General features: G+C 68.7%; 21 protein-coding genes. 9 read left to right on the top strand and 12 right to left on the bottom strand.

Annotation, left to right across the window (positions count from 1 at the left end):
- Nucleotides 1–164 precede the first annotated feature (164 nt).
- A complete protein-coding gene (locus tag ACWEKS_RS20675) occupies nucleotides 165–1,241 on the top strand; it encodes a fused (3R)-hydroxyacyl-ACP dehydratase subunits HadA/HadB (protein ID WP_452341581.1) in 1,077 nt (358 codons plus the stop codon).
- A 204-nt stretch (nucleotides 1,242–1,445) separates the two neighbouring features.
- On the opposite strand, the gene ACWEKS_RS20670 is transcribed toward ACWEKS_RS20675, so the two are convergent.
- From ACWEKS_RS20670 to fbaA, 3 genes are all read right to left on the bottom strand, one after another.
- The gene (locus ACWEKS_RS20670; protein ID WP_452341580.1) at nucleotides 1,446–2,912 is read right to left on the bottom strand and encodes a DUF4185 domain-containing protein; all 1,467 of its coding nucleotides are present in this window, start codon (nucleotides 2,910–2,912) and stop codon (nucleotides 1,446–1,448) included.
- Between the two features lie 174 nt (nucleotides 2,913–3,086).
- Complete coding sequence (locus ACWEKS_RS20665) at nucleotides 3,087–4,205, bottom strand: BTAD domain-containing putative transcriptional regulator (protein ID WP_452341579.1); 1,119 nt, start codon at nucleotides 4,203–4,205, stop codon at nucleotides 3,087–3,089.
- Nucleotides 4,206–4,295: 90 nt separating this feature from the next.
- Nucleotides 4,296–5,333 (bottom strand): class II fructose-bisphosphate aldolase, encoded by a 1,038-nt coding sequence (gene fbaA / locus ACWEKS_RS20660; protein ID WP_354843373.1) that lies wholly within the window; start codon nucleotides 5,331–5,333, stop codon nucleotides 4,296–4,298.
- A 227-nt stretch (nucleotides 5,334–5,560) separates the two neighbouring features.
- Between fbaA and ACWEKS_RS20655 the strand changes: the two genes are divergently transcribed.
- Both ACWEKS_RS20655 and ACWEKS_RS20650 read left to right on the top strand, forming a co-directional pair.
- Nucleotides 5,561–6,214, top strand: a complete 654-nt coding sequence (locus tag ACWEKS_RS20655; RefSeq protein WP_452341682.1) for a DedA family protein — start codon at nucleotides 5,561–5,563, stop codon at nucleotides 6,212–6,214.
- Between the two features lie 125 nt (nucleotides 6,215–6,339).
- Nucleotides 6,340–6,984 carry a DedA family protein gene (locus tag ACWEKS_RS20650; RefSeq protein ID WP_402773579.1) on the top strand — a complete coding sequence of 215 codons (645 nt, stop codon included), beginning with the start codon at nucleotides 6,340–6,342 and terminating at the stop codon, nucleotides 6,982–6,984.
- A gap of 4 nt (nucleotides 6,985–6,988) precedes the next feature.
- On the opposite strand, the gene ACWEKS_RS20645 is transcribed toward ACWEKS_RS20650, so the two are convergent.
- The 3 genes from ACWEKS_RS20645 to ACWEKS_RS20635 all read right to left on the bottom strand — a co-directional run bounded on the left by ACWEKS_RS20645 (nucleotide 6,989) and on the right by ACWEKS_RS20635 (nucleotide 9,304).
- The gene (locus ACWEKS_RS20645; RefSeq protein ID WP_452341578.1) at nucleotides 6,989–8,131 is read right to left on the bottom strand and encodes a glycoside hydrolase family 76 protein; all 1,143 of its coding nucleotides are present in this window, start codon (nucleotides 8,129–8,131) and stop codon (nucleotides 6,989–6,991) included.
- Between the two features lie 63 nt (nucleotides 8,132–8,194).
- Nucleotides 8,195–8,878 (bottom strand): TrmH family RNA methyltransferase, encoded by a 684-nt coding sequence (locus ACWEKS_RS20640; protein ID WP_452341577.1) that lies wholly within the window; start codon nucleotides 8,876–8,878, stop codon nucleotides 8,195–8,197.
- 18 nt (nucleotides 8,879–8,896) lie between these two features.
- Entirely contained in the window at nucleotides 8,897–9,304 is a 408-nt protein-coding gene (locus ACWEKS_RS20635; protein WP_452341576.1) for a DUF4190 domain-containing protein, read from the bottom strand.
- Nucleotides 9,305–9,395: 91 nt separating this feature from the next.
- Here ACWEKS_RS20635 and ACWEKS_RS20630 point away from each other — a divergent pair, with 91 nt between their 5' ends.
- The 6 genes from ACWEKS_RS20630 (at nucleotide 9,396) to ACWEKS_RS20605 (ending at nucleotide 15,162) form a co-directional block, all read left to right on the top strand.
- Nucleotides 9,396–10,787, top strand: a complete 1,392-nt coding sequence (locus ACWEKS_RS20630) for a sensor histidine kinase (protein ID WP_452341575.1) — start codon at nucleotides 9,396–9,398, stop codon at nucleotides 10,785–10,787.
- Between the two features lie 53 nt (nucleotides 10,788–10,840).
- Entirely contained in the window at nucleotides 10,841–11,482 is a 642-nt protein-coding gene (locus tag ACWEKS_RS20625; protein ID WP_452341681.1) for a response regulator transcription factor, read from the top strand.
- 40 nt (nucleotides 11,483–11,522) lie between these two features.
- Nucleotides 11,523–12,134: a Uma2 family endonuclease gene (locus ACWEKS_RS20620; protein ID WP_452341574.1), complete on the top strand. Its 612-nt coding sequence runs from the start codon at nucleotides 11,523–11,525 to the stop codon at nucleotides 12,132–12,134.
- A gap of 128 nt (nucleotides 12,135–12,262) precedes the next feature.
- Entirely contained in the window at nucleotides 12,263–12,673 is a 411-nt protein-coding gene (locus ACWEKS_RS20615) for a hypothetical protein (RefSeq protein WP_452341573.1), read from the top strand.
- Nucleotides 12,674–12,727: 54 nt separating this feature from the next.
- Entirely contained in the window at nucleotides 12,728–14,053 is a 1,326-nt protein-coding gene (locus ACWEKS_RS20610; RefSeq protein ID WP_452341572.1) for a purine-cytosine permease family protein, read from the top strand.
- Nucleotides 14,050–15,162 (top strand): phosphotransferase enzyme family protein, encoded by a 1,113-nt coding sequence (locus ACWEKS_RS20605; protein WP_452341571.1) that lies wholly within the window; start codon nucleotides 14,050–14,052, stop codon nucleotides 15,160–15,162. Before ACWEKS_RS20610 ends, ACWEKS_RS20605 begins: the two co-directional genes overlap by 4 nt.
- Nucleotides 15,163–15,425: 263 nt before the next feature.
- Here ACWEKS_RS20605 and ACWEKS_RS20600 read toward each other — a convergent pair whose 3' ends face one another.
- The 6 genes from ACWEKS_RS20600 to ACWEKS_RS20575 form a co-directional block, all read right to left on the bottom strand.
- Complete coding sequence (locus tag ACWEKS_RS20600) at nucleotides 15,426–16,112, bottom strand: lysoplasmalogenase (protein ID WP_452341570.1); 687 nt, start codon at nucleotides 16,110–16,112, stop codon at nucleotides 15,426–15,428.
- The gene (locus ACWEKS_RS20595) at nucleotides 16,112–17,170 is read right to left on the bottom strand and encodes a beta-ketoacyl-ACP synthase 3 (protein WP_379401235.1); all 1,059 of its coding nucleotides are present in this window, start codon (nucleotides 17,168–17,170) and stop codon (nucleotides 16,112–16,114) included. The genes ACWEKS_RS20600 and ACWEKS_RS20595 overlap by 1 nt, the downstream gene beginning before the upstream one ends.
- A gap of 122 nt (nucleotides 17,171–17,292) precedes the next feature.
- A complete protein-coding gene (gene pyrE, locus ACWEKS_RS20590) occupies nucleotides 17,293–17,838 on the bottom strand; it encodes an orotate phosphoribosyltransferase (RefSeq protein WP_354843337.1) in 546 nt (181 codons plus the stop codon).
- 8 nt (nucleotides 17,839–17,846) lie between these two features.
- Nucleotides 17,847–18,674, bottom strand: a complete 828-nt coding sequence (locus tag ACWEKS_RS20585; protein WP_452341569.1) for an SDR family NAD(P)-dependent oxidoreductase — start codon at nucleotides 18,672–18,674, stop codon at nucleotides 17,847–17,849.
- Nucleotides 18,675–18,822: 148 nt separating this feature from the next.
- Nucleotides 18,823–19,950, bottom strand: a complete 1,128-nt coding sequence (locus ACWEKS_RS20580; protein WP_452341568.1) for a hypothetical protein — start codon at nucleotides 19,948–19,950, stop codon at nucleotides 18,823–18,825.
- A 199-nt stretch (nucleotides 19,951–20,149) separates the two neighbouring features.
- Nucleotides 20,150–21,025, bottom strand: a complete 876-nt coding sequence (locus tag ACWEKS_RS20575; RefSeq protein ID WP_452341567.1) for a DUF5666 domain-containing protein — start codon at nucleotides 21,023–21,025, stop codon at nucleotides 20,150–20,152.
- Nucleotides 21,026–21,092: the final 67 nt, after the last annotated feature.

Below are 21,092 nucleotides of genomic sequence, written 5' to 3'. Positions count from 1 at the left end.
CCGGCACGTCGGTACAGTGTGCCGGATTGTCTGGGCCAGCCATTTCGGCATTCCGGCACTTCAGCGGTTGTACACCGTCCAGGACATTGTCCGATTCGTGCGGGCAGTGTCCGGCAGAAGTGGTGCGGGCCCACCGGGTTTCGATTTGCAGGGAGCTGAACACCATGCCGGAAACGGCAGAGGCTACTGAAGCCACCGCGGCCGAGCTGGTCGGACGGCACTTCCGTGTCCGTGATCACTACGACGTCGGCCGCGAGAAGATCCGCGAGTTCGCGCGTTCGGTGCGCAACGATCACCCCGGTCACCACACCGAGGCCGCCGCCGCGGCGCTCGGCTACGGCGGCCTGCTCGCCTCCCCGACCTTCGCGTCGGTGATCGGTGCGGCCACCACCCGCTCGCTGATCGGATCGGTGCTCACCGAGTACGACGTCTCGCAGATCCTGCAGACCGATCAGATCTTCGAGTACTACCGCCCGATCCTGGCCGAGGACCGCCTCGGGGTGGACGTCGTCGTCGAGAACATCCGCAGCTTCGGCGACAACGACTTCGTCACCGTCAAGGTCACCCTCACCGATGCCGACGCGCTGCCGGTGCTGGTCGCCACCACCACCATCGTGGCCCGCAAGGGCGTCGAGATCGATCCGGCCACGGTCGAGACGGTCTCGGGCGTGGTCATGCACGGCCATGTGGTCGAGCCCGGCGAATTCGACGGCGACCCGACCGGTCTGGTTCTGCTGGCCCCCGACGAGGTCGCCGAGCTGGCCGCCCCCGCCCCGCCGCAGCCGGTCCACACCATCCCCACCGCCGGCACCCTGACCGCCGGCACCGAGCTGCCCGCCGCCAAGGTGCCGGTCACCCGCGGCGACCTGGTCAACTACGCGGGCGTCTCCGGCGACCCGAACCCCATCCACTTCAGCGACACCGCCGCCACCCTGGTCGGCCTGCCCACCGTGGTGGCGCACGGCATGCTCACCATGGGCCTGACCGCCGGCTACCTGGTGGACTGGCTGGGCGATCCGTCGGCACTGGGCAAGTTCAGCGTCCGCTTCTCCGGCTTCGTGCCGGTCGAGCCGACCGCCCCGACCATCGTCGAGTTCACCGGCAAGGTGAAGTCGGTGGACGCCGCCCGGGGCGCGGCCACCGTCGTACTGGGCGCGACCTCCGAGGGCAAGAAGCTCTTCGGCCGCGCGATCGCCGAGATCCGGCTGTCCCGCCTCCCCGAGACTTCAGCGCACAGCTGAGAGCTCCCCGCCTCCCCGGAACTTCAGCGCCCGGCAAAGAGCCGTCGCCCGCCGCGCACGCGTGCCGGCGGGCGTGTGCCGAATCTAATTCGGGCGTACCCCAGGAGTTACCCCGACCATTACGAAATCAGTTGCTGCGGTTGGCAACCGAAGAACAAGAAACGGATGCGCCGCACCTGCCACGCGGCACACTCGCTTCGAGTGCTAGTTCACCGTGGCGTGCATCAGGTAGACGTTGTAGTCGCTCCAGGTCGACAGGGTGAAGTACATGTCGTTGCCGGTGGACCACGGATGGATGAAGCCGCCGTACAGCTCCGGGAATTGCAGTGCGCTCACCGTGACCGCGCTGTCGGACCACGCGCCCTGCGGCGTATCCGATTCCCGCACAACGAGTGCCGCCTTGGCGGTGTCCAGGTAGCTCATCTGCCACACCTTGCGGCTCTCGTCGTAGCGCACCGACAGCTCACCGGCGGGCGCGTCGACAATCGGTGTGACCGTGACCGATCCGTTCGTCTCGGGTATCCAGGAGCCGCTGTTCCAGTACTGGTAGGCCGTGGGGTTGAGCACCTGGTCCTTCGGCACCCGGGCCAGCCCCACCCCGCCGAGCCGCGAGTTGGGGATACCGAACATGTAGACCCAGTCCCCCTGCGGCACCATGGCCGTCACCTGGAAGTTGGAGAGGCCGAAGATGTTCTCCCACTTGGCGTACGGATCCTTGGTCCAGTGCTCGCCGTGGTCGTCGGAGTAGGCGATGCCGCCGTAGTTGGTGTACCAGGTGCCGGGCACGCTGTTCCAGGTGCGAATCGACATGTAGCTCAGGTACTGCCGGTCCCCGATGGCGAAGCCCGAGGTCGGGATGGTGGTGATCTCGATATTGTCCAGCTTGCGGCTGCTCAGCAGTTCGGCGGCGTGGCAGCGGTCGTCGGTGACCATGCGGTCGAAGACCACACCGTTCTCCAGGTCCCGGTTCTTGCTGAAGGCCAGCAGGTTCGAGCGCCAGTCCTCACCCATGCCGCCCGGCGGGTGGAAGTCGCGGCCGACGGTGTCGCCGAAGGCGATGGCGATCTCGTCCGGCGCGCTCTGCCACATGATGCCCAGGTCGGTGCCCTGGACCTGCCAGCGCTTGTCGGTGCGGTTCACCGAGTCGGCGCCGGTCAGCTTGGATACCTCGCGCACGTCGGAGACCTGCGGCGTCGGCCGGGCGGGCACCTGGGCGGCGGCCTCGACCGGCGGGTGCGCCGGATCGGGACCGGGCGGCAGCGCCGGCGGATTCGGGTTGGGCAAAGCGAAATTGAACGGTTGCGGCCGCACGATCAGCTTGGGGAGGCCGAGCTGTTCGGCGAGTCCCGGTGGCGGAGCGGGAGTGTCGGTGAGGTCCGGGCACGGGTTCACGCACGGATCCGGCGGCAACGCCATCGCCACGCGCTTGGTGTTCTCCGGCACCGGCCCGGTGTCGACCGTGACCACCGGATAGGGCACGGGGACCTCGACGGTCTTCGGGACCAGCGACTCGTGTCCGGGCTTGGCGTCGGTGCTGCAGGGCCCGATACCCGGAACGGCCGGTGCCGCACCCGGATCCGGATCCGCCACCGCGACCGGCCCGCCCATTCCGGCGAGTACGCCCGCCCCGACGATCACCGCCCCCGCAGCTGCCACCAGCCGCTTGGCCATGCACTCAACCTTCCGACAAACGGGCTCTCGGATATATCCGGGCAGAGACCCTACCCCCGGAACCGGGCGAACCGCCGGTACTCGACCGATCTCGACCGAATCGAGACCCGCGAGCCTACCGCCGCCGCACCGCGAACCGAAACGGACAGTGCAGCAGCGTAATACAGCGACGGCTCAGCGCAAGGCCTGGAAGGTGAGCACGGTGGTGCCGATCCGGATGGCGTCCCCGTCGGCCAGCACGGCGGCCGATTCGATGGACTCCTCGTTGATGTAGATGCCGTTGGCGGAGTGCAGGTCCTTGATGAGCAGCCCGGCCCGGCTCGGGGTGATCTGCGCGTGGTATCGGCTGGCCTTCGGATCGTCGAGCACCAGATCGTTGTCCGTCATGCGGCCGATCTTCATGCCGTTCGGGCCGATCGGCACCATCCGGCCGTCGGACAGTCGCAGCTGCCCGGCACGCACGGCGCGCGGCATCTCGGTGACGGTCTCGGTCATGGCCTTGGCCATGCGCTCGACCTCGTGAATCTGCCCGGTGCTCAACGGTTCCTGACGCAGCACCTTCTGCTCCAGCGCGATGAGCGCGGGACCGGGATCGATGCCGAGCTCGTCGGCCAGCACGGTGCGCACCCGGCGGCAGGCGTCGAGCGCGTCGGCCTGACGGCCGGACAGATAGAGCGCGGTGATGAGCTGCGCCCACAGCGGCTCCCGCAGCGGATGCGCGCTGGTCATCGACACCAGCTCGCCGACCACGGAAGAGGCTCGGCCCAAAGCGATTTCGGAGTCGATGCGGGCGGAGGCGACCAGCAGCCGCTCCTCGTCCATGGCGGTGGCGAAGCTCTCCGCGAAGCCGAGGCCGGACAGATCGTCCAGGGCGCGGCCGCTCCATTCCGCCAGCGCCTCGCCGAAGAGCCGGGACGCGGCGGTGGGGTCGCCGATCGAGGCGGCCTCCGAACCCTCGCGGCGCAGCGTCTCGAAGCGCCCGAGATCGCACTCGTCGTCCTCGATCTCCAGCCGGTAGCCGGAGGATTCGGTGCGCAGCAGCGCCACCGGGTCGATCCCGGCGGTGCGCAGGGACTTGCGAATATTCGAGACGAACACCTGCAGACTCGCTTGATAGGAGTCCGGTGGATCGTCGTTCCAGACAATGTCGGCCAGCGCCTGTGAGGACACCGCGCGCCGCCGGTTCACGGTCAGAGCCGCCAGCAGCGCACGCGGCTTGGGGCCGCCGACCGGCACGGACCGACCGGCGACCAACAGCTGCACGGGGCCCAGGACCCGCACATCGACAGTCATGCCACCTGCCTCGATAGAGACCGCGGCGCGCCCGCCGCTCGAAAATTGCCCGGGATTCCGCTCGTTGCAGCGGAATCCCGACCGTTGAGCTTACTTGGCGCTGATCGAACGTCCCGCAGAGTTCAGGTCGTTGCAGGCCTCGACGACGCGGGCCGCCATCGAGGTCTCGGCCTTCTTGAGGTAGCTGCGCGGGTCGTAGACCTTCTTGTTGCCGACCTCGCCGTCGATCTTCAGGACGCCGTCGTAGTTGCCGAACATGTGGCCGGCGACCGGGCGGGTGAAGGCGTACTGGGTGTCGGTGTCGACGTTCATCTTCACCACGCCGAAGCGCAGCGAGTCCTCGATCTCCGACTTCAGCGAGCCCGAACCGCCGTGGAAGACGAAGTCGAACGGCTGCGCGTCCGCGCCCAGGCCCAGCTTGGCGGCGGCCACCCGCTGGCCCTCGGCCAGCACCTCGGGCTTGAGCACCACATTGCCCGGCTTGTACACACCGTGCACATTGCCGAAGGTGGCGGCCAGCAGGTACTGGCCGTTCTCCCCGGAGCCCAGCGCGTCGATGGTCTTCTCGAAGTCCTCGGGCGAGGTGTAGAGCTTCTCGTTGATCTCGGCCTCGACGCCGTCCTCTTCACCGCCGACGACGCCGATCTCGACCTCGAGGATGATGTTCGCCGCGTGCGCCTGCTTCAGCAGTTCCTTGGCGATCTCCAGGTTCTCGTCGATCGGGATCGCGGAACCGTCCCACATGTGCGACTGGAACAGCGGGTTCAGGCCGTTCTTCACGCGCTCGGCCGAGATGGCCAGCAGCGGGCGCACGAAGGTATCCAGCTTGTCCTTCGGGCAGTGGTCGGTGTGCAGCGCGATGGTCACGTCGTACTTCGCGGCAACCACGTTCGCGAACTCGGCCAGCGCGACCGCACCGGTCACCATGTCCTTCACGCCCAGACCGGAACCGAATTCCGCACCGCCGGTCGAGAACTGGATGATGCCGTCACTGCCGGCGTCCGCGAAGCCCTTGATGGCCGCGTTGATGGTCTCCGACGAGGTGCAGTTGATGGCGGGGAACGCGAAGGAGTTCTGCTTGGCCCGAGCAATCATCTCGGCGTAGATCTCCGGAGTCGCGATGGGCACAATGACCTCCGTGTTGTGTGTGGTGCGTACTACAAAATTCTGTCAGCTCACACGATAGGACAGCCCCTTTTCTCCGGGGCAATGGCCTCACATACCCCACAAGTTTGTGAGGTTGCTTCGACGTTCGGTGTGATGTCCGGGCTACCGGTACTGTGGTGGCCGTGACCTTGCTGGCCGTATCCGATGCCGTGACGACCAATGCCGCGCTCCCCGCGATCTTGGATCCAATGCACCTCCTGACGGAGACTTGGCTGCAGCACGCGGTGCTCCCGGCGATCCTGGCCATCGTCTTCATCGAGACCGGTCTGCTGTTCCCGATCCTGCCCGGCGACTCGCTGCTGTTCACCGGCGGTCTGCTGGCGGCCCAGGCACACCCGCCGGCCGGCATGAACATCTGGTGGCTGGTGCCCGCGACCGCGTTCGTGGCCTGGCTCGGCGACCAGAGCGGCTACTGGATCGGCCGCAGCATCGGCCCGGCGCTGTTCAAGAAGGAAGACACTCGCTTCTTCAAGCAGCACTACATCACCGAGACGCACGCGTTCTTCGAGAAGCACGGACCCAAGACCATCGTGCTGGCCCGCTTCGTGCCCATCGTGCGCACCTTCATGCCGGTGCTGGCCGGTGTCTCGAAGATGGACTACCGCAAGTTCGCCACCGTCGACATCATCGGCGCGGTGCTGTGGGGCGGCGGCGTCACCGTGCTCGGTTACTTCCTGGGCAATGTCGAATTCATTCGTAAGAACGTCGAGGCGATCTTCCTGCTGATCGTGTTCGTGTCCATTCTCCCGGGCATCATCGCGGTCGCGAAGAATCTGCTGCACCGCGGCCAGGCCCCGGAACACGCCGAGTACGCCACCTCGACGAACGAGCCGACCCACTGAGCCCTTCGGTGTCGACCACCCCGCTAACCCTCGCATCGGGCGGCCCTGCCGTTCTCTCCGCCTCCGGCGGCCCTGCTTTTCTTTCCGCCTCCGGCGGATTCGGCCCGCTCGAGACAGCCGGACCAGTGCTCGTCTGGACCGTGGTTCTCACCTTCGTCTTCCTGGAGTGCGCACTCATCATCGGGCTGTTCCTGCCCGGTGACTCCATGCTCATCACCGCCGGTGTGGTGCTGGCCTCGCAGGTCGGCGAGGGGCAGGTCTGGGCGCTGTCGATCGGCACCATGATCGCGGCCATCGCCGGCAACCAGGTGGGGTACGTCTTCGGCCAGCGCGCCGGACACCATCTGGTGGCGCGCAAGAACGGGAAGTACATCAATACCCGCAATCTCGAGCGGGTTTCGGACATGCTGCACAAGCACGGGTTCCTGGCGGTGCTGGTGGCCCGCTGGATTCCGTGGGTGCGCACGCTGTGCCCGCTGGTCGCGGGCGCGGCCGGGATGGACCACCGCAAATACACCATCGCGTCGTCCGTCGGCGCGGTCATCTGGGCGCCGGTGATCCTGCTGGCCAGCTACTACGCGGGCAGCTTCCTGGAGAACATGTCCTGGCTCATGCCCGCGGTCATCGGAACCCTGGTGGTCGGGCTGGTGCTCGGCACGGTCCTGGGCGTGCGGCAGTACCGCGTCGAAATGGCACGTCCCGCCGAGGATTTCGACCTCGACGTGGCAGAGGCCGCGACGGTGCCGCTGCCCCGGCTGCCGCGCGCCTGAACGATTACAGTCCGGCGGCCGTCACCGTGTGCGCGGCCTCCATCAGCTTCCAGCCCGAAAGCTGCACCGACAGATCGCGTTCCGGGCTGCGCGAGGCGGTCACCGAACCGCCCTCGAAGCCGCCCGCGCCCGCGATGCCCGGAAGTCGCGCGGGCTGCCGCCAATCCGCGCCGAACAGCGGCTCCCCCTCCACGTCCAGGCGGTGTTCCCAGGCCGCGTGCGCGGACGCGCGCACCATCGCGGCGGCCTTGCGGCGCGCGGTCACCTGCGCGGGGTCGTCGCCGGGCAGCATGAGGGCGGTCAGCGCCAGGTAGCGGATGAGAATGCCGTTGAACAGGCCGCCGTCCCCGCCGCCGTCGCCGACCACCACGCCGTCCGCGGTCAGATGCTCCTCGACCGCGTCCACCAGCCGGACCGCGCGCTCGGCGTGCCGGGGTTCGCCGGTATGCACCGCGAGTTCGGTTTCCAGGCCGAGCGTCACGCCCTGGCAGTAGCTGTAGACCGGCTTCTCGACCTCGCCGGAGGGTAGGTGGATGCCGTCGAAGATGAGGCCGGTCTCCTTGTCGCGCAGGTTGGCGTCGAGGAAGTCGGCCAGTTCCTGTGCCAGGTGGTAGCGGCCCAGCCGCGCCATGGCGATGCCTGCCGGGCCGTTGGCCGGGGCGTTGTAGAAGTCGGAGCCCTTGCGCCAGGGGACCGCGCCGAACTCCGGATCGAACCCGTTGGCCAGCGTCTTCTCCAGAGTGAGCAGCGCGCCGCGCACCTCAGCCACGCCCTGGGTGCGTTCGGCCCGCTCCAAAGCGATTGTCAGCCAAGCCATGTCGTCGTAGTAGTTGTTGGTCCAGCCGGTGATATTGCGCAGGCGCGAGGCGTGGGCGATGGACCAGAGGCGGCGCTGCCGGGCGGGGGTCGGCGCGCGATTGGCGGCGTCGACCGCGCAGTCGATCAGGTGGGCCTGCCACCAGTAGTGCCAGAAGGCGAAAACCCGCTCACCCTTGGTGGCGGGCCAGCCCACCACGCCGAGCTGGGTGCCGGGACAGCCCCACAACTTACGTAGGTGACGCGAGAGGATCGCGGACTCCGCCAGGTCGGCTCGCTCCGACCAGAGGGCAGCGGTCGGCTCGATATTGCGTCCGGTCCGCGAAGTCATAGGACTTATCGTGCCAGTCGGGCACTGCGCTCGTGGCTGATTTGTTACCGAGAGTCGTCCAGCTCACCAGGCGGTGGTGAGGTCGGCGTGCTGGCGGATCCAGGCGTGCATGGCGATACCCGCGGCGACACCGGCATTGATGCTGCGGGTCGAGCCGAACTGCGCGATCGAAACGGTCAGCAGCGCGCCCGCTTTCGCGGCCTCGCTCACGCCCGGGCCCTCCTGGCCGAAGAGCAGCAGGCAAGCGCGCGGCAGCGCCGCGGTCTCCAGCGGCACCGCGCCGGGGACGTTGTCCACCGCCACCACCGTCAGTCCCTCGCCGGCCGCGAAACGCAGCAGCTCATCGATGTCGGCGTGATGGTGAATGTGCTGGTAGCGGTCGGTGACCATGGCCCCGCGGCGATTCCACCGCTTGCGCCCGACAATGTGCACGGCCGCCGCCGCGAAGGCATTGGCCGTGCGCACCACCGTGCCGATATTGGCGTCGTGCCCGAAGTTCTCGATGGCCACATGGAACGGGTGCCGGCGACTGTCGATATCGGCGACGATGGCCTCGCGCCGCCAATACCGGTAGGCATCCACCACATTGCGCCGGTCGCCGTGCTCGAGCAGGTCCGGGTCCAGGCGCGGATCGTCCGGCGGCTCGGTGCCGAACTCCTCGCGCCACGGTCCGACGCCGTGCGGATGCTCACCCCATTCGGTCGGTCCGGGGGTCGGCGGTTCGTGGGCGGTCGGGGCGGAACTCACCCCGGCGATGGTAGTTGCCTAGTGCGAGGAGCCGACCGCGCCCACGATGATCGCGAGCACGATGAACAGGATGACCAGGGCCATCAGCGCGGTGGCGACGATGCCGCAGATCCAGCCGGCCGTCACCATGCCGCTGCCGCCGATCATGCCGTTCGACTCGCTGATCTCCCGGCGGGCCTTGCCGCCCATGATCCAGGCCACCGGACCGAGCAGCTGGCAGAACACCAGGCTCATGATGCCGAGGATCAACACGACCACCGCCTGCGGATGATCCGGCGCCGGCGCGCCGTAGTAGCCGGGCGGGTAGTAGCCGGGCGCCTGCGGAGGGTAGCCCTGTGGGTAGCCGGAGTGCTGGTTGTAGCCCGGCTGCTGCTGGTAGCCCTGGGACTGCGGATCCCAGCCCGGCGGGGGCGCGTCGTAGGTCATGGCTGAATGCTAGGTGGTCGTGCTGGCTACACCGAATATTTTCTGGGCTGCTCCCTCGCCACCGCACCGCGCCGCCCGCGACCATGAATCCATGAGCGATACGGCCGCCCTACCCAGCATCGTGCTCGATCCGCCCGCGCCGCAATCGGATCCGGGCCCCCGCCCCAACCCCGCGTCCGTGCTGCGGACCTTCCTGGTCACGCCGTTCCGGGCGCGCACCTGGAAGGAATTCGCCTACCTGATCATCGTTTTCGGGCTGGGCTGTGCCGCCGCGTTCTATCTGTTCCTGGGTATCGGCGGCAGCCTGTACCTCTCGGTGTTCGTGCTGGGCATCCCGGTGCTGGCGGCCATGATCCTCGGCGGGCGGGTGTGGGGCCGCATTCATCGGGTGCTGGGCGCGGTGCTGCTCGACGCGGCCATGCCCGAGCCGCCCCCGTTCACCTTTCGGCCCGGGCCGATCGGCTGGCTGCGCAGTGCCTTCACCGATCGGACCTCCTACCGCGCCCTGCTGTTCCTGATCCTCGACGGCTTGCTGGGCGTGGTGATCGGCTACGGCGTGCTGACGGCGGTGGCGGTGACGGGTTTCGTTGCGCTGTCGCCGATTCCGTGGGCACTCATGGATCCGGCCAATGTGGACGAACGCGGCGTATCGCACCGGTCGATGATCCAGTTCGGCGACTACTACCTCGACACCTGGCCGCGCGTCCTGGGTTTCGCGGCGCTCGGCGTGCTCGGCTGCTTCCTGCTGCCGTGGCTGATCCGCGGCGTCTGCTTCCTGCACCGCGTGCTCGCGCTGTGGCTGTTGACCCCGACCGCCCGCGATCTCGAGCTGGCCGGCCTGCGCGAGAGCCGCCGCGCGGCGGTCGACGACTTCACCGCCACCCTGCGCCGACTGGAGCGCGACCTGCACGACGGCACCCAGGCGCGACTGGTCGGCATCGCCATGATGCTGGGCCGCGCCGAGGAGCGGATCGCGGCGGGCGGCGACGCCGCCGAGCTGATCGCCCAGGCCCGCACCGGATCCAAGGAGGCACTGACCGAACTGCGGGAACTGGTGCGCGGCATCCATCCACCCGCCCTCGAACTCGGGCTGGAACCGGCGCTGGAGACCCTGGCCGCCCGCTGCGCGCTGCCGGTGGAGCTGCGGGTGCTGCTGCCGCTGCGGCCCAGCCCGGCCATCGAGGCCATCGCCTATTTCTCGGTCGCGGAACTGCTCACCAATGTGGTGAAACACGCTGCCGCGAACCGGATCTGGGTGGCGGTGCTGCCGGCGGGGACGGATGCGCTGGCGGTGAGCGTGCGCGACAACGGCCAGGGCGGTGCGCTGCAACCAGTGGGCGGGCCCGGCGAAGGCGTTGTGGTGGGCGGGCTTTCGGGGCTGGCGCAGCGGGCGCGCGCGGTGGACGGCACGCTCACGGTGGACAGCCCCATCGGCGGCCCGACCGTGGTCACGCTGGTGCTGCCGCTGGCCGGGCCGCAATGATCGAGGCTGTGAACACTCCGGACGACGAGGACGCGAACACCGCGAACCAGCCGCTGCGGGTGGTCATCGCGGAGGACAATGCCATTCTGCGCGACGGCCTCACCGCATTGCTGGCGGAGCGCGGGTTCGAGGTGGTGGCCGCGGTGGGCGACGCGACCGGTCTGCACGCCGCGGTCGCCGACCGGCTGCCGGATGTCGCCGTGGTGGACGTCCGCATGCCGCCCAGCTTCACCGACGAGGGCCTGCTGGCCGCGCTCGCGCTGCGCCGCAGTTATCCCGGCACCGGGGTGCTGGTGTTCTCGCAGTGGATCGAAACCCGTTATGCCACCGAGTTACTGGCCGCCGGTGCGGGCGGCGTCGGCTACCTGCCCAAGGACCGGGTGGCCGACGTCGGCGATTTCACCGAGGCGCTGCGCCGCGTCGCCACCGGCGGCACCGCGCTGGATCCGGAGGTGGTCGGCCAGCTCATGGGCGCTGCCCGGCAACAGGATTCGCTGGCCCGGCTCACCCCGCGCGAGCGTGAAGTGCTGGAATCCATGGCCCAGGGACTGTCGAACGCGGCCATCGCCCGGGCCCTGTCGGTGACCGAACGCGGGGTGGAGAAGCACATCGGCAACATCTTCTCCAAGCTGGAATTGCCGCCCTCGGATCTGCACCATCGGCGGGTACTCGCCGTTCTGCGGTTGCGGGGTTGAAACATCGCTGCACGGTTGCCGGGCGTGGAAGACTGGCCCCATGACTCGATCGAGTTCCGCGGAATTGCTGAAATCGGTTGAATACTGGCCGAATCACCTCCTGACCATCGAGGAGTGGTCGCTGCTGCCGGAGAACAATCGGCACTGCCGCGAACTGGTGGACGGCGTGCTGGTGGTGGCGCCGCAGCCGCCGCGGCATCAGCTCGCGGTATGGCGTCTGGCCGCTCAGCTGGAGCGGGCGCTGCCCCGGCGGGTGGCCGCCATGGCGCGCATCGAATTGATCATCGACGACGGCACGCCGCCGACCGTGCGGGTGCCGGATGTGCTGATCGTGGGCGGTACGGCCGGGGCCGAGCACGCCACCCGGGTGCGGCCGGGGGATGTGCTGGCGGCCATCGAGATCGTGTCGCCGGGTTCGCGCCGGGTGGATCGGGTCATGAAGTTCGCCGAGTACGCGGCGGCGGGGATCGGGCACTACTGGCTGCTGGAGACCGAGGAGTCGCTGCGGCTGCTGACCCATCGGCTGCGGGACGGTCGATACCTACCGACCGGTGAGTACTCGGGACAGGTCACCCTGGGCCTCGACGGCCTCGACCTGCCGCTCGATCTGGACACTCTCACCGCGCTCCGCACATCCGGCGTGCCCGTTTGACCCACCAGCCCTCTGACCTCGCCTGATCGACCCACACGGAACAAGCATCGGGACTATCCTGGAATTCTGATAGGCCGTGGTTGGAGGGTGTCATGGACCACGCGCGTATAGCTCGTACGGTGCTCGGAGTGACGGCGGCATATCTCGTCGCACTCGGGTTGTGGCTGGGGTGGTTGGTCCCGCTCACCCCGCCGGGTACGGTGCCGGTCCAGATCGTCACACTGGTCGGTCTCTTCGGAACGTTCCTGGGCCTGGGCATGCTGTTCGCCCAGCGCCCCAGCCGCTCCGACCGCAGACTACGCCGGCACGGGCTCGAGGGCTGGGCGAACATCGAAGCGGTCCACCCCTTGCAGCGCACCGACCACTGCACCGAGATCACCGAACTCGATCTCGAACTCGTGGTGCCGGGCTCGGAGACCTACTACGGCAGCATCGTCTTCGATGTCGAACCGGTGGTGAAACCGAGAATCGCTGTGGGCGGCACGATTTCGATCCGCGTCGACCCGCAGAACCGGGACCGGATCATCCTCTGCCTCTGATATATATCCAGCTCAGTGCCGGATTCGCACGATTCGGGCCGTAGGCTCCTGGGCATGACGATCGCCGAGAAACCCGACCGCAGGGAAGCGCCGCTGGTGCTCGACACTCAGCCGCCGCGCACGCTGGGGTTCACGGATCAGGCGGCGTTCTGGCTCAATCTCGGCGTCAGTCTCATCGGCTTCAGCGGTGCCGCGTACGTGCTCTTCCCGACCGGGAACCCGCCGCTGCCGCTGGCCGGGGCGCTGCTGGCGACCGTCCTGGGCACCGTGGTCGGCGCGGCCATGGTGGCCGGACCGGGCGCCGTCGGGGCCCGCACCGGCGCACCGGCCATGGCGGTGCTGCGCGGCCTGTTCGGGACGCGGCTGTCGTACCTGCCGACGGTCGCCAATATCGTGCAGTGCATCGGCTGGGGCGTGTACGAGCTGACCGTCATCGCGCTCGGCGTCTCGGCGCTCACCCACGACCGGGTACCGCACTGGGTGGTGATCGTCGCGGCGGGCACGCTGTCCACCACCATGGCCATCTGGCCGCTGTCCGCGGTGCGGGCGCTGCGCAAATACGTCTCGGTGGCGGTGGCCGTCGCCATGCTCTACTTCACGATTCAGCTACTGCGGCAACCGATTCCGGTGCAGCACGGCACCAGCTGGAGCGGGTTCTGGCCCGCCGTCGACACCACCCTGGCCGTATCCATCTCGTTCGTGCCGCTGGCCGCCGACTACACCCGGCACTCCCGCTCGGCGAAAACCGCCGCCGGGGCCACCGTGGTCGGCTACTCGATCGCCCAGGTGTGGTGCTACCTGCTGGGCATCATCGCCATCCTGCAGGCGGGCGGCAATGCCGACCACGTTTTCGACTCCTTCCTGGGCGTCACCGCGGGCTGGGTCTTCTTCGCGGTACTGGTGCTGCGCGAGTCGGACCAGTCCTTCGCCAATGTGTATTCGACGGCCATGTCCATCCAGAACCTGCTGCCGCGGGTGGATCGGCGACTGCTGGCCGGGCTGGTCGGTGTGGCGGTGACACTGCTGGCGCTGCCGGTGCGCGACTTCAGCAGCTACGCGAATTTCCTCTATCTGGTCGGCTCGGTCTTCGTGCCGCTGTGCGCGGTGCTCATCGTCGACTACTTCCTCGGCCAGGGCCGCCGCGACTGGAATCTGGCGCAGGACGCACCCGCCCGGCCGCTCATGCTGCTGCCATGGGCCATCGGCTTCGTGGTGTACCAGCTGTTCAATCCCGGCTCCATCAGCTGGTGGGCGACATTCTGGACCCGGGCACAGGACATGCTCGGCGTGCATCCGGGCTGGTGGTCCTCGGCCTCGCTCTACTCGTTCCTGGCGGCCGCGGCGGTGACCGCGCTCCTGGTGCGGGTCCGGCGGGGATGACCGACGGCCGCGTCTACGGCATGGGATTCGACCCGCTGGTCGAACCCGATTGGCCCGCACTGACTTCCGCCGAGGTGGACGCGGTGCTGGGCACGGACGCGGCGATCGTGTGGCGCAGCCCGAGACCACTGTCGGCGACCGCCCGGGTACGCCCGGCGGACGGGCACGACCTCATCGTCAAACGCCTCCCCCGGGCGCTGCGCGACGCCGCCGCGCTCGGCGAGGAGCACCGTTTCATGGATCACCTACGCTCGCAAGGAATTCCGGTGCCGCGCGTACGGCACACGGTCGACCTGGGCGATTTCGCCTACGAGGTCCAGGAATCGGGTGACGGGCGCGACGAGTACGAGGGCGTCTTCTCCTGGACGCCGTACCGCTCCCTCGACGGGGCGGCCGCGGCCGGGCGCCTGCTGGCCCGTCTGCACCTGGCCGCCGCGGGATACGAGGCGCCACGCCGCCCGCCCCGGCCGCTACTGGCAGGCTTCACCCTCTTCGCCTCCACCGATCCCCTTGCGGCCGTGGCGAATCGGGCCGCCGAACGCCCAGCCGTCGGCGCATTCCTCGCCGAACGCGACTGGCGGGCCGACCTGGAACGCGTCCACCTCCCGGCCTACGAACGGCTCCGGCCGCTGCTCGCGGACCTGGAACCGCTGTGGACACACAATGATTGGCACGGCACGAACCTGCTCTGGCGCGACCGCGCCGTCACCTCCGTCATCGACTTCGGCCTGTGCGACCGCACCACCGCCGTCCACGATCTCGCCACCGCCATCGAACGCAGTGCCGTGGACTGGATTTCGATCCGCGACGGCGGACCGGCGCAGGTGCGATTCGACCAGGTACGCGTGCTGCTCCAGGGCTACGAATCGGTCCGGCCGCTGAACGCCGCCGAGCGGCGCGCCCTCCCGGCGCTGCTCCCCCTCGTGCATTGCGAGTACGAGCTGTCCGAGATCGACTACTTCCTCGGCGTCGTCCCCGGCGGCAATACGAAGAATGCCGAAATCGCCTACGAAGAGTACTTTCTCGGCCATACCGCATGGTGGACGGAATCCGGCGCGGGCCGCGAACTGCTATCCGCAATCCCCGGAATGGCACGCGTCACCGAATAGTGGTGCCGAGCACAATTCCACGGATCTCGAATGGCGGCAGCGGGATTGCGCCCTCGGCCCGGCGCTGCAGGGCGCGCTGATCGGCCTGCTCGTCGGCGCGGTCGACCCGGATGCCATTCCGCAGGTCCTGCCCTGATCCCTCGGGGATAAAAACACCGGAACCCCATCCCGAAACTCGGGATGGGGTTCTTTTCCAATCGAATTCGATGACCGGTAACGGTTGCCGATGACGGATAGGGTGACCTATTCGGTTACCGATATGGCTACCGATGCGCGCGGGGATCCGCGAGCAGGTATTGCGCGGCGGCATACGTGCCGAGAATGACGCCCTCACTGATCCGGCGCGACTTCTCACCGCGCGCGAAAACGCGCCGCAGCACGATCAATCCGTCGGACAGCGTGAACAACAGCGCACCCACGCCCAATCGGCTGCGCGGGTCCGCATTCGGAATGTTCACGCCCGCAATATTCTTCGCGTCCGGGGCCAGTTCCGGATCGGACGCCAGCGTGGCCGCCGTGCCGAGGGTCGCGCCGTAGGCGGTGAGCGGCACCGCGATCGCCGGGGCCTTGAACCGCATCAGCGTCGCCGCGCCCAGCCAGGCCGCCAGGCGCGGAGCCGCGATCTGCGCGCGCGGCCGGCCGCCGCGCCGGAACCACAACCACGAATATCCGGTCTGCATGACCGCGAAGGACGAAGCGCCGGCTATCAATCGGCGATCGTCATCGGGGTCGATGAGCAATACGTCGCCGACCGTGGCCGCGGCCAGCGACCCGAGCAGCACCGTGCGATCGGTGCGATGCAGGGCCGCGCCGTTCACCGCCACATCGGCCGCCAGCAGCGGCATCAGCAAAGGCTTTGCGGCCCACTGCAATTTCTCGCGGCCGGTGACGGCGCCGAACACCGTCACCGCCGCCGCGCCGACGAACGCGGCGCGGAACGGGCGGGCCATCAGAAGCTGGGCTCGGCCGGCGCGGGCGGCAGCACCGCGACCTGACCGGCGTAGGACAGGCCCGCGCCGAAGCCGAGCAGCAGGGCCAGCTGACCGCCCTTGGCCTTGCCGGTCACCAGCATCTCCTCCATGGCCAGCGGAATCGAGGCCGCGGAGGTGTTGCCGGTGTTCTCGATGTCATTGGCCATCGGGATGTCGTCGGCGAGCCCGAGGTTTTTCTTCATGAGCTCGTTGATGCGGGCATTGGCCTGGTGCGGGATGAACACCTCGATGTCCTCCTTGTGCACGCCGGACTGCTCGATGGCACTCGACAGCGCGCGCGGCAGGGTGACCGCGGCCCAGCGGAAGACCTTGGGGCCCTCCATGTGCAGCGACATCCGGCCCACCGGCTCGACGGCCGGGTCGGTGCCCTGCAGGCGCTGCGCCTTGTTCATGAACTCCAGGAAGTCGACGTCCTGCGCGATGGCCTCGGCGTTCTCGCCGTCGGAGCCCCACACGGTCGGCGAGATGCCGTTCTCCTCGCTGGGCCCGACCACGACCGCGCCCGCGCCGTCGCCGAAGATCATGGCGGTGCCGCGATCCTTCGGGTCCAGGCCCACGGTCATCGTCTCCGCGCCGATCACCAGGATGTATTCGGCCGAGCCGGAGCGGATCATGTCGGTGGCGACACCCAGGCCGTAACCGAACCCGCCGCAGCCGGAGGTCAGGTCGAAGGCCGGGATGCCGTTCATCCCGAGGTCGGCGGCGACGCTCGGCGCGCCGTGCGGGGTCAGCTTGAGCCAGCTGGAGGTGCAGAACAGCAGCGCGCCGATCTTGGACCGGTCGATGCCGGTGTTGTTCAGCGCCCGGTTGCCCGCCGCCACCGCCATGGTGCGCAGCGTCTCGTCACCGGAGATCCAGCGCCGGTTGTGGATGCCGGTGCGCTCGAAGATCCACTCCGGGGTGGAGTCCAGAACCTCGCACACTTCAGCGTTGCTGACCAGGCGCTGGGGCCGGTAGGCGCCGATGCCGAGCATCGCAACATTTTGATGACCCTTGTTGATTGCAATGCTCACCACTGGTGACTCACACGACCCTTCACAACACCTTTGTCGGACGTAAGACCAGCACCAGGCTAACCCAGAGCAAGGGTTCAGCCCAGAGCAAAGTCTTGTTAACCCTTCGGTAAGGACCTAAGTCCTCATCCCAGGGCGAGGTCCTTCAGACCCAGGATCGACCGGTACTCCAGACCCTCGGCCGCGATGATGTCGTCGGCGCCGGTCTCACGGTCCACCACGGTGGCCACACCGACCACGATGGCGCCCGCCTCACGCAGTGCGCGCACGGCGGTGAGCGGGGAGTTTCCGGTCGTGGTGGTGTCCTCGACCACCAGCACCCGCTTGCCCACGATGTCCGGGCCCTCGATCTGACGCTGCATGCCGTGCGTCTTGGCGGCCTTGCGGACCACGAAGGCGTCGATGGCCCGGCCGGGCGCGTGCATGACCGCGGCCGCCACCGGGTCCGCGCCCATGGTGAGCCCGCCCACCGCGTCGAAGTCCCAGTCCGCCACGAGTTCGCGCAGTAGCTTGCCGATGAGCGGGGCCGCCTCGTGGTGCAGGGTGGCGCGGCGCAGGTCCACGTAGTAGTCGGCTTCCTTGCCCGAGGACAGGGTCACCCGGCCGTGCACCACGGCGAGGTCGCGCACCAGAGCCGCGAGTCTGTCCCGGTCGGTGGTCGTTACCTGCATTGCTTTCTCTATGTCCTTCCGCGTGCGTTGAACAGGCCCCGGTTCAGGCGGGTCACCAGGGATCGTGGGATGAACCCGGCGATCGCGACGATCGCTTTGTACTGCATTCCGGGCACGCTGATCACCCGGTCTCTCTCCAGATCATGCAGCGAACCCGCCACCACCTCGTCCACGCTCAACCACAACGGTCGCGGCAGCGAGGCCATGTCGATTCCGGCCCGCTCATGGAATTCGGTGCGGACGAATCCCGGGCACAAGGCCTGCACCCGGACTCCGGTTCCGGCCAGCCCGCCGGCCAGCCCCTGAGAAAAGGATACGACGTACGCCTTGGAGGCCGAATAGGTCGAACCCCGTCCGGGTATCAGGCCCGCGGTGCTGGCCACATTGACCACGGTGCCCTTGGCCGCGTGCAGCATGGGCGGCAGGGCCGCCCGGGTCAGCTGTACGACAGCGGTGACGTTCACATCCAGTTGCTGCTGCAGGGCCTCCGGCTCCAGCGTCCAGAACTCGCCCGACATGCCGAATCCCGCATTGTTGACCAGGAATTCGACGCCCTGTGCCAGACGTTCGGCCACCCGGCCGAGGTCGGCGGAGCGGCCCAGGTCCGCGGGCAGCGTCTCGGCTCGCGCACCGAAACGCACCCGCACATCGTGTGCCAGCGCGGCCAGCCGATCCTCATCCCGCGCCACCAGCACCAGGTCGTAGCCGAGCGCGGCGAGCCGGGTGGCGTACGCCTTGCCGATGCCGGAGGTCGGTCCCGTGATCAGGGCCACCGGGCGGTGGGCACCCGGCAGGCGCGGGGCGCCCGCCGGACGATCAGGGGAACTCTCGGTCATCGGCGGCCCATCACTCGCACGACTGGGGAGCGGTCGGCGATGACCGGAACTGCGCCCCCATTCTGATCCCTGACCGACCCACACGCAGCGAATTCGCGCAGACACCACGTGGCTGCGGCGTGCCGCGCGCGGACACGGCCGGGGTGGGTCACCTCGGCGCGGGTCCCTGGTAGGGGCGGAACCCCGGATGGAACGGGCCGCCGGGCGGGGCGCTGCGACCCTGGTCCTTGCGCCAGCCCTCCTCGGGCTCGCGGTCGGAGTCGGATTCGTCGCGCCAATCCTCGGATTCCGGTTCCGCCCAATGGTCTTCGTCCGCGGGGCGGCGCCGGTCGTCCTCGTCGTACCGATCCGGCTCCTCCCCCTCGGGGGCGGGCGGCCAGTTGCGGCGCGGGCGGTTGCGCGGGTCCGGCACGACTTTCAGTGCGGGACGCCAGTTTTCGGGCTCGTCGTCCGGTTCGCTCGCGCCGGCGATATCGCTGACCAGCGGGGACTCGTAGCCGTCGGCTGCCTCGGCGCGCGGGCGGGCCGGGCGGTCCTGGCCGCGCGGGCGATCGCGGTCGTCGTCGCCGAAGTCGCCGAATTCGTCGTGGCCGTCGTAGTCGTCGTCCTCGGGAACCGGGTGCGAGCGACCGGGTTCGGGGAGTTCGTCGCGGCCGCGCTCGGCATTGATGACCGGCGGCAGCACATGCAGCAGGCCCGACAGCCGCAGCACCGCGTCGATGGCCATCTCCCAGTCCTTGGCCACGGCCCCGACCGGCAGCATGCCCAGGGTCCAGTTGCCCTCGGACCACAGCTGCTGCACGGTGTCGGGCAGCGACTCGATGAACGCCACCATGCGCTGATCCACCGCGTGCCGGGCAACGTCCGGGTTGGTGGCGAAGACCACCCGGTCGCCGATGGCGCCGAGCAGCTCCAGATCGTGATCCTTCGGCGGCGCCGCGGTTTTCAGCCGCAGGTCGATGTCGATGTCCGAGCCGATCTGCCGGCGCACCGCGACCAGGGTGGCGGCGTCCTCCAGATCGAAGAGCACGAACTTCTCACCCTTGCGGTTACCCGACACCACGTCCACCGCGGACAGGTAGCCGAGCTTGGCCAGGGCGCCGCGCCGCCAGGTGGAGGCGAGCGCGGGCTCCACCGAAACATAGGTGTAGCCCTGGGATTTCGCCCAGACCTGTCGCACGTGCCCGGTACGCTGCCGCTGCAGCCGATCGAAATAGAGCAGCACGATCGCACCCACGAGCGCGATCGCCGCCAGCCCGAACCATATCGCCGTCATCGCCGCCTACCCTACTGTGTTTAATTGCCCGTCCGCTTCGCTCCGGGGCGGGTTTGCGGCGCTGGAGGTCTCGATTCTCCCGCTCCTCCGCTCCTCCGCTTCGCTCCCCTGCTCTGTCAGTCCAGAATCGAGCGCTCCGCCTGCCCGCGCTTGCGCCGCGAACCTTTGGGCTGGTCAGTTTTTCCGCTTGCACCATGTGTCATCGGGTAGCACTCGGCATCGAGGTGCTGATGATCAGCTTCGCTTGGATGGATCCGTCGGCGTTCCTGTCGCCCTGGACCATGATCACCTCGCCGACCGGCAAGTCCGAAACCTTGGTGCTGCCCAGGGAGATCACCTGTGTCTTGTTGTCGCTCTTCACGGTCGCCGTGCCACCGGACAGGGTGGTGATGGTGAGGGTGGAACCGTCGTTGTTCGAGATGGTGCCCATGTTCGCACCCAGCTCGTCCAGATCGCCCAGGCCCGGGATGGTGGGAATGCCGCTGGGCAGGGGCAGGGCCGAGGAGTTGCCGGGCAGGCTCGGCGCCGGGTACCCGGAGGTCCTGACGCTGCCGGGTGCGGCGCTGTTCGACGAATCGTTGTTCGACAGCAGGGTTCCCGCCGCGACGCCGACAATGGCGACCACGATGACCGCGGCGATGGTCAGCGCGATCCACATGGTGGTCCGGCGGGGCGGCGGGACCGGATGCTGCGGGAAGCCCGCGGGCTGATATCCACCGGCCGGCATTCCAGGACCACCCGGGTAACCGGGCCCGCCCGCGGCCGGCGGATATCCGGGCGCGCCATAGCTGCTCATGGGGGCATACCCGGGCTGGCCCGGGTAGACGGCGGTCGGCTCGTAGCCGCCGCCGGTCTCGTATCCACCCCACTGGGCGTCCGCCGGCGGCAGCACGCGGGTGGAGTCGGGCCCGGCCGGCTGCCCGAAATAGTCGACCGGACCGGCGGGTATGGCCTCGGTGGGCCCGTAGCCCGCGGCGCTATCCGAGGGGTAGCCGCCAGCTGCGGCCTGCTCGGCGGGCCCCTCCCCCGGGCCCGGTTCCGGCCGCCGCGACCACGGATCGCTCGGATCAGTCATGGCCTCCAGGGTAGGCGGCCGACCCGCCCCGAGCCGCGAACTCGACCGGACGGTTCCCAATCCGCGG

The organism is Nocardia sp. NPDC004711 (assembly GCF_053601595.1).
This window is presented reverse-complemented; position numbering and strand designations above follow the sequence as displayed.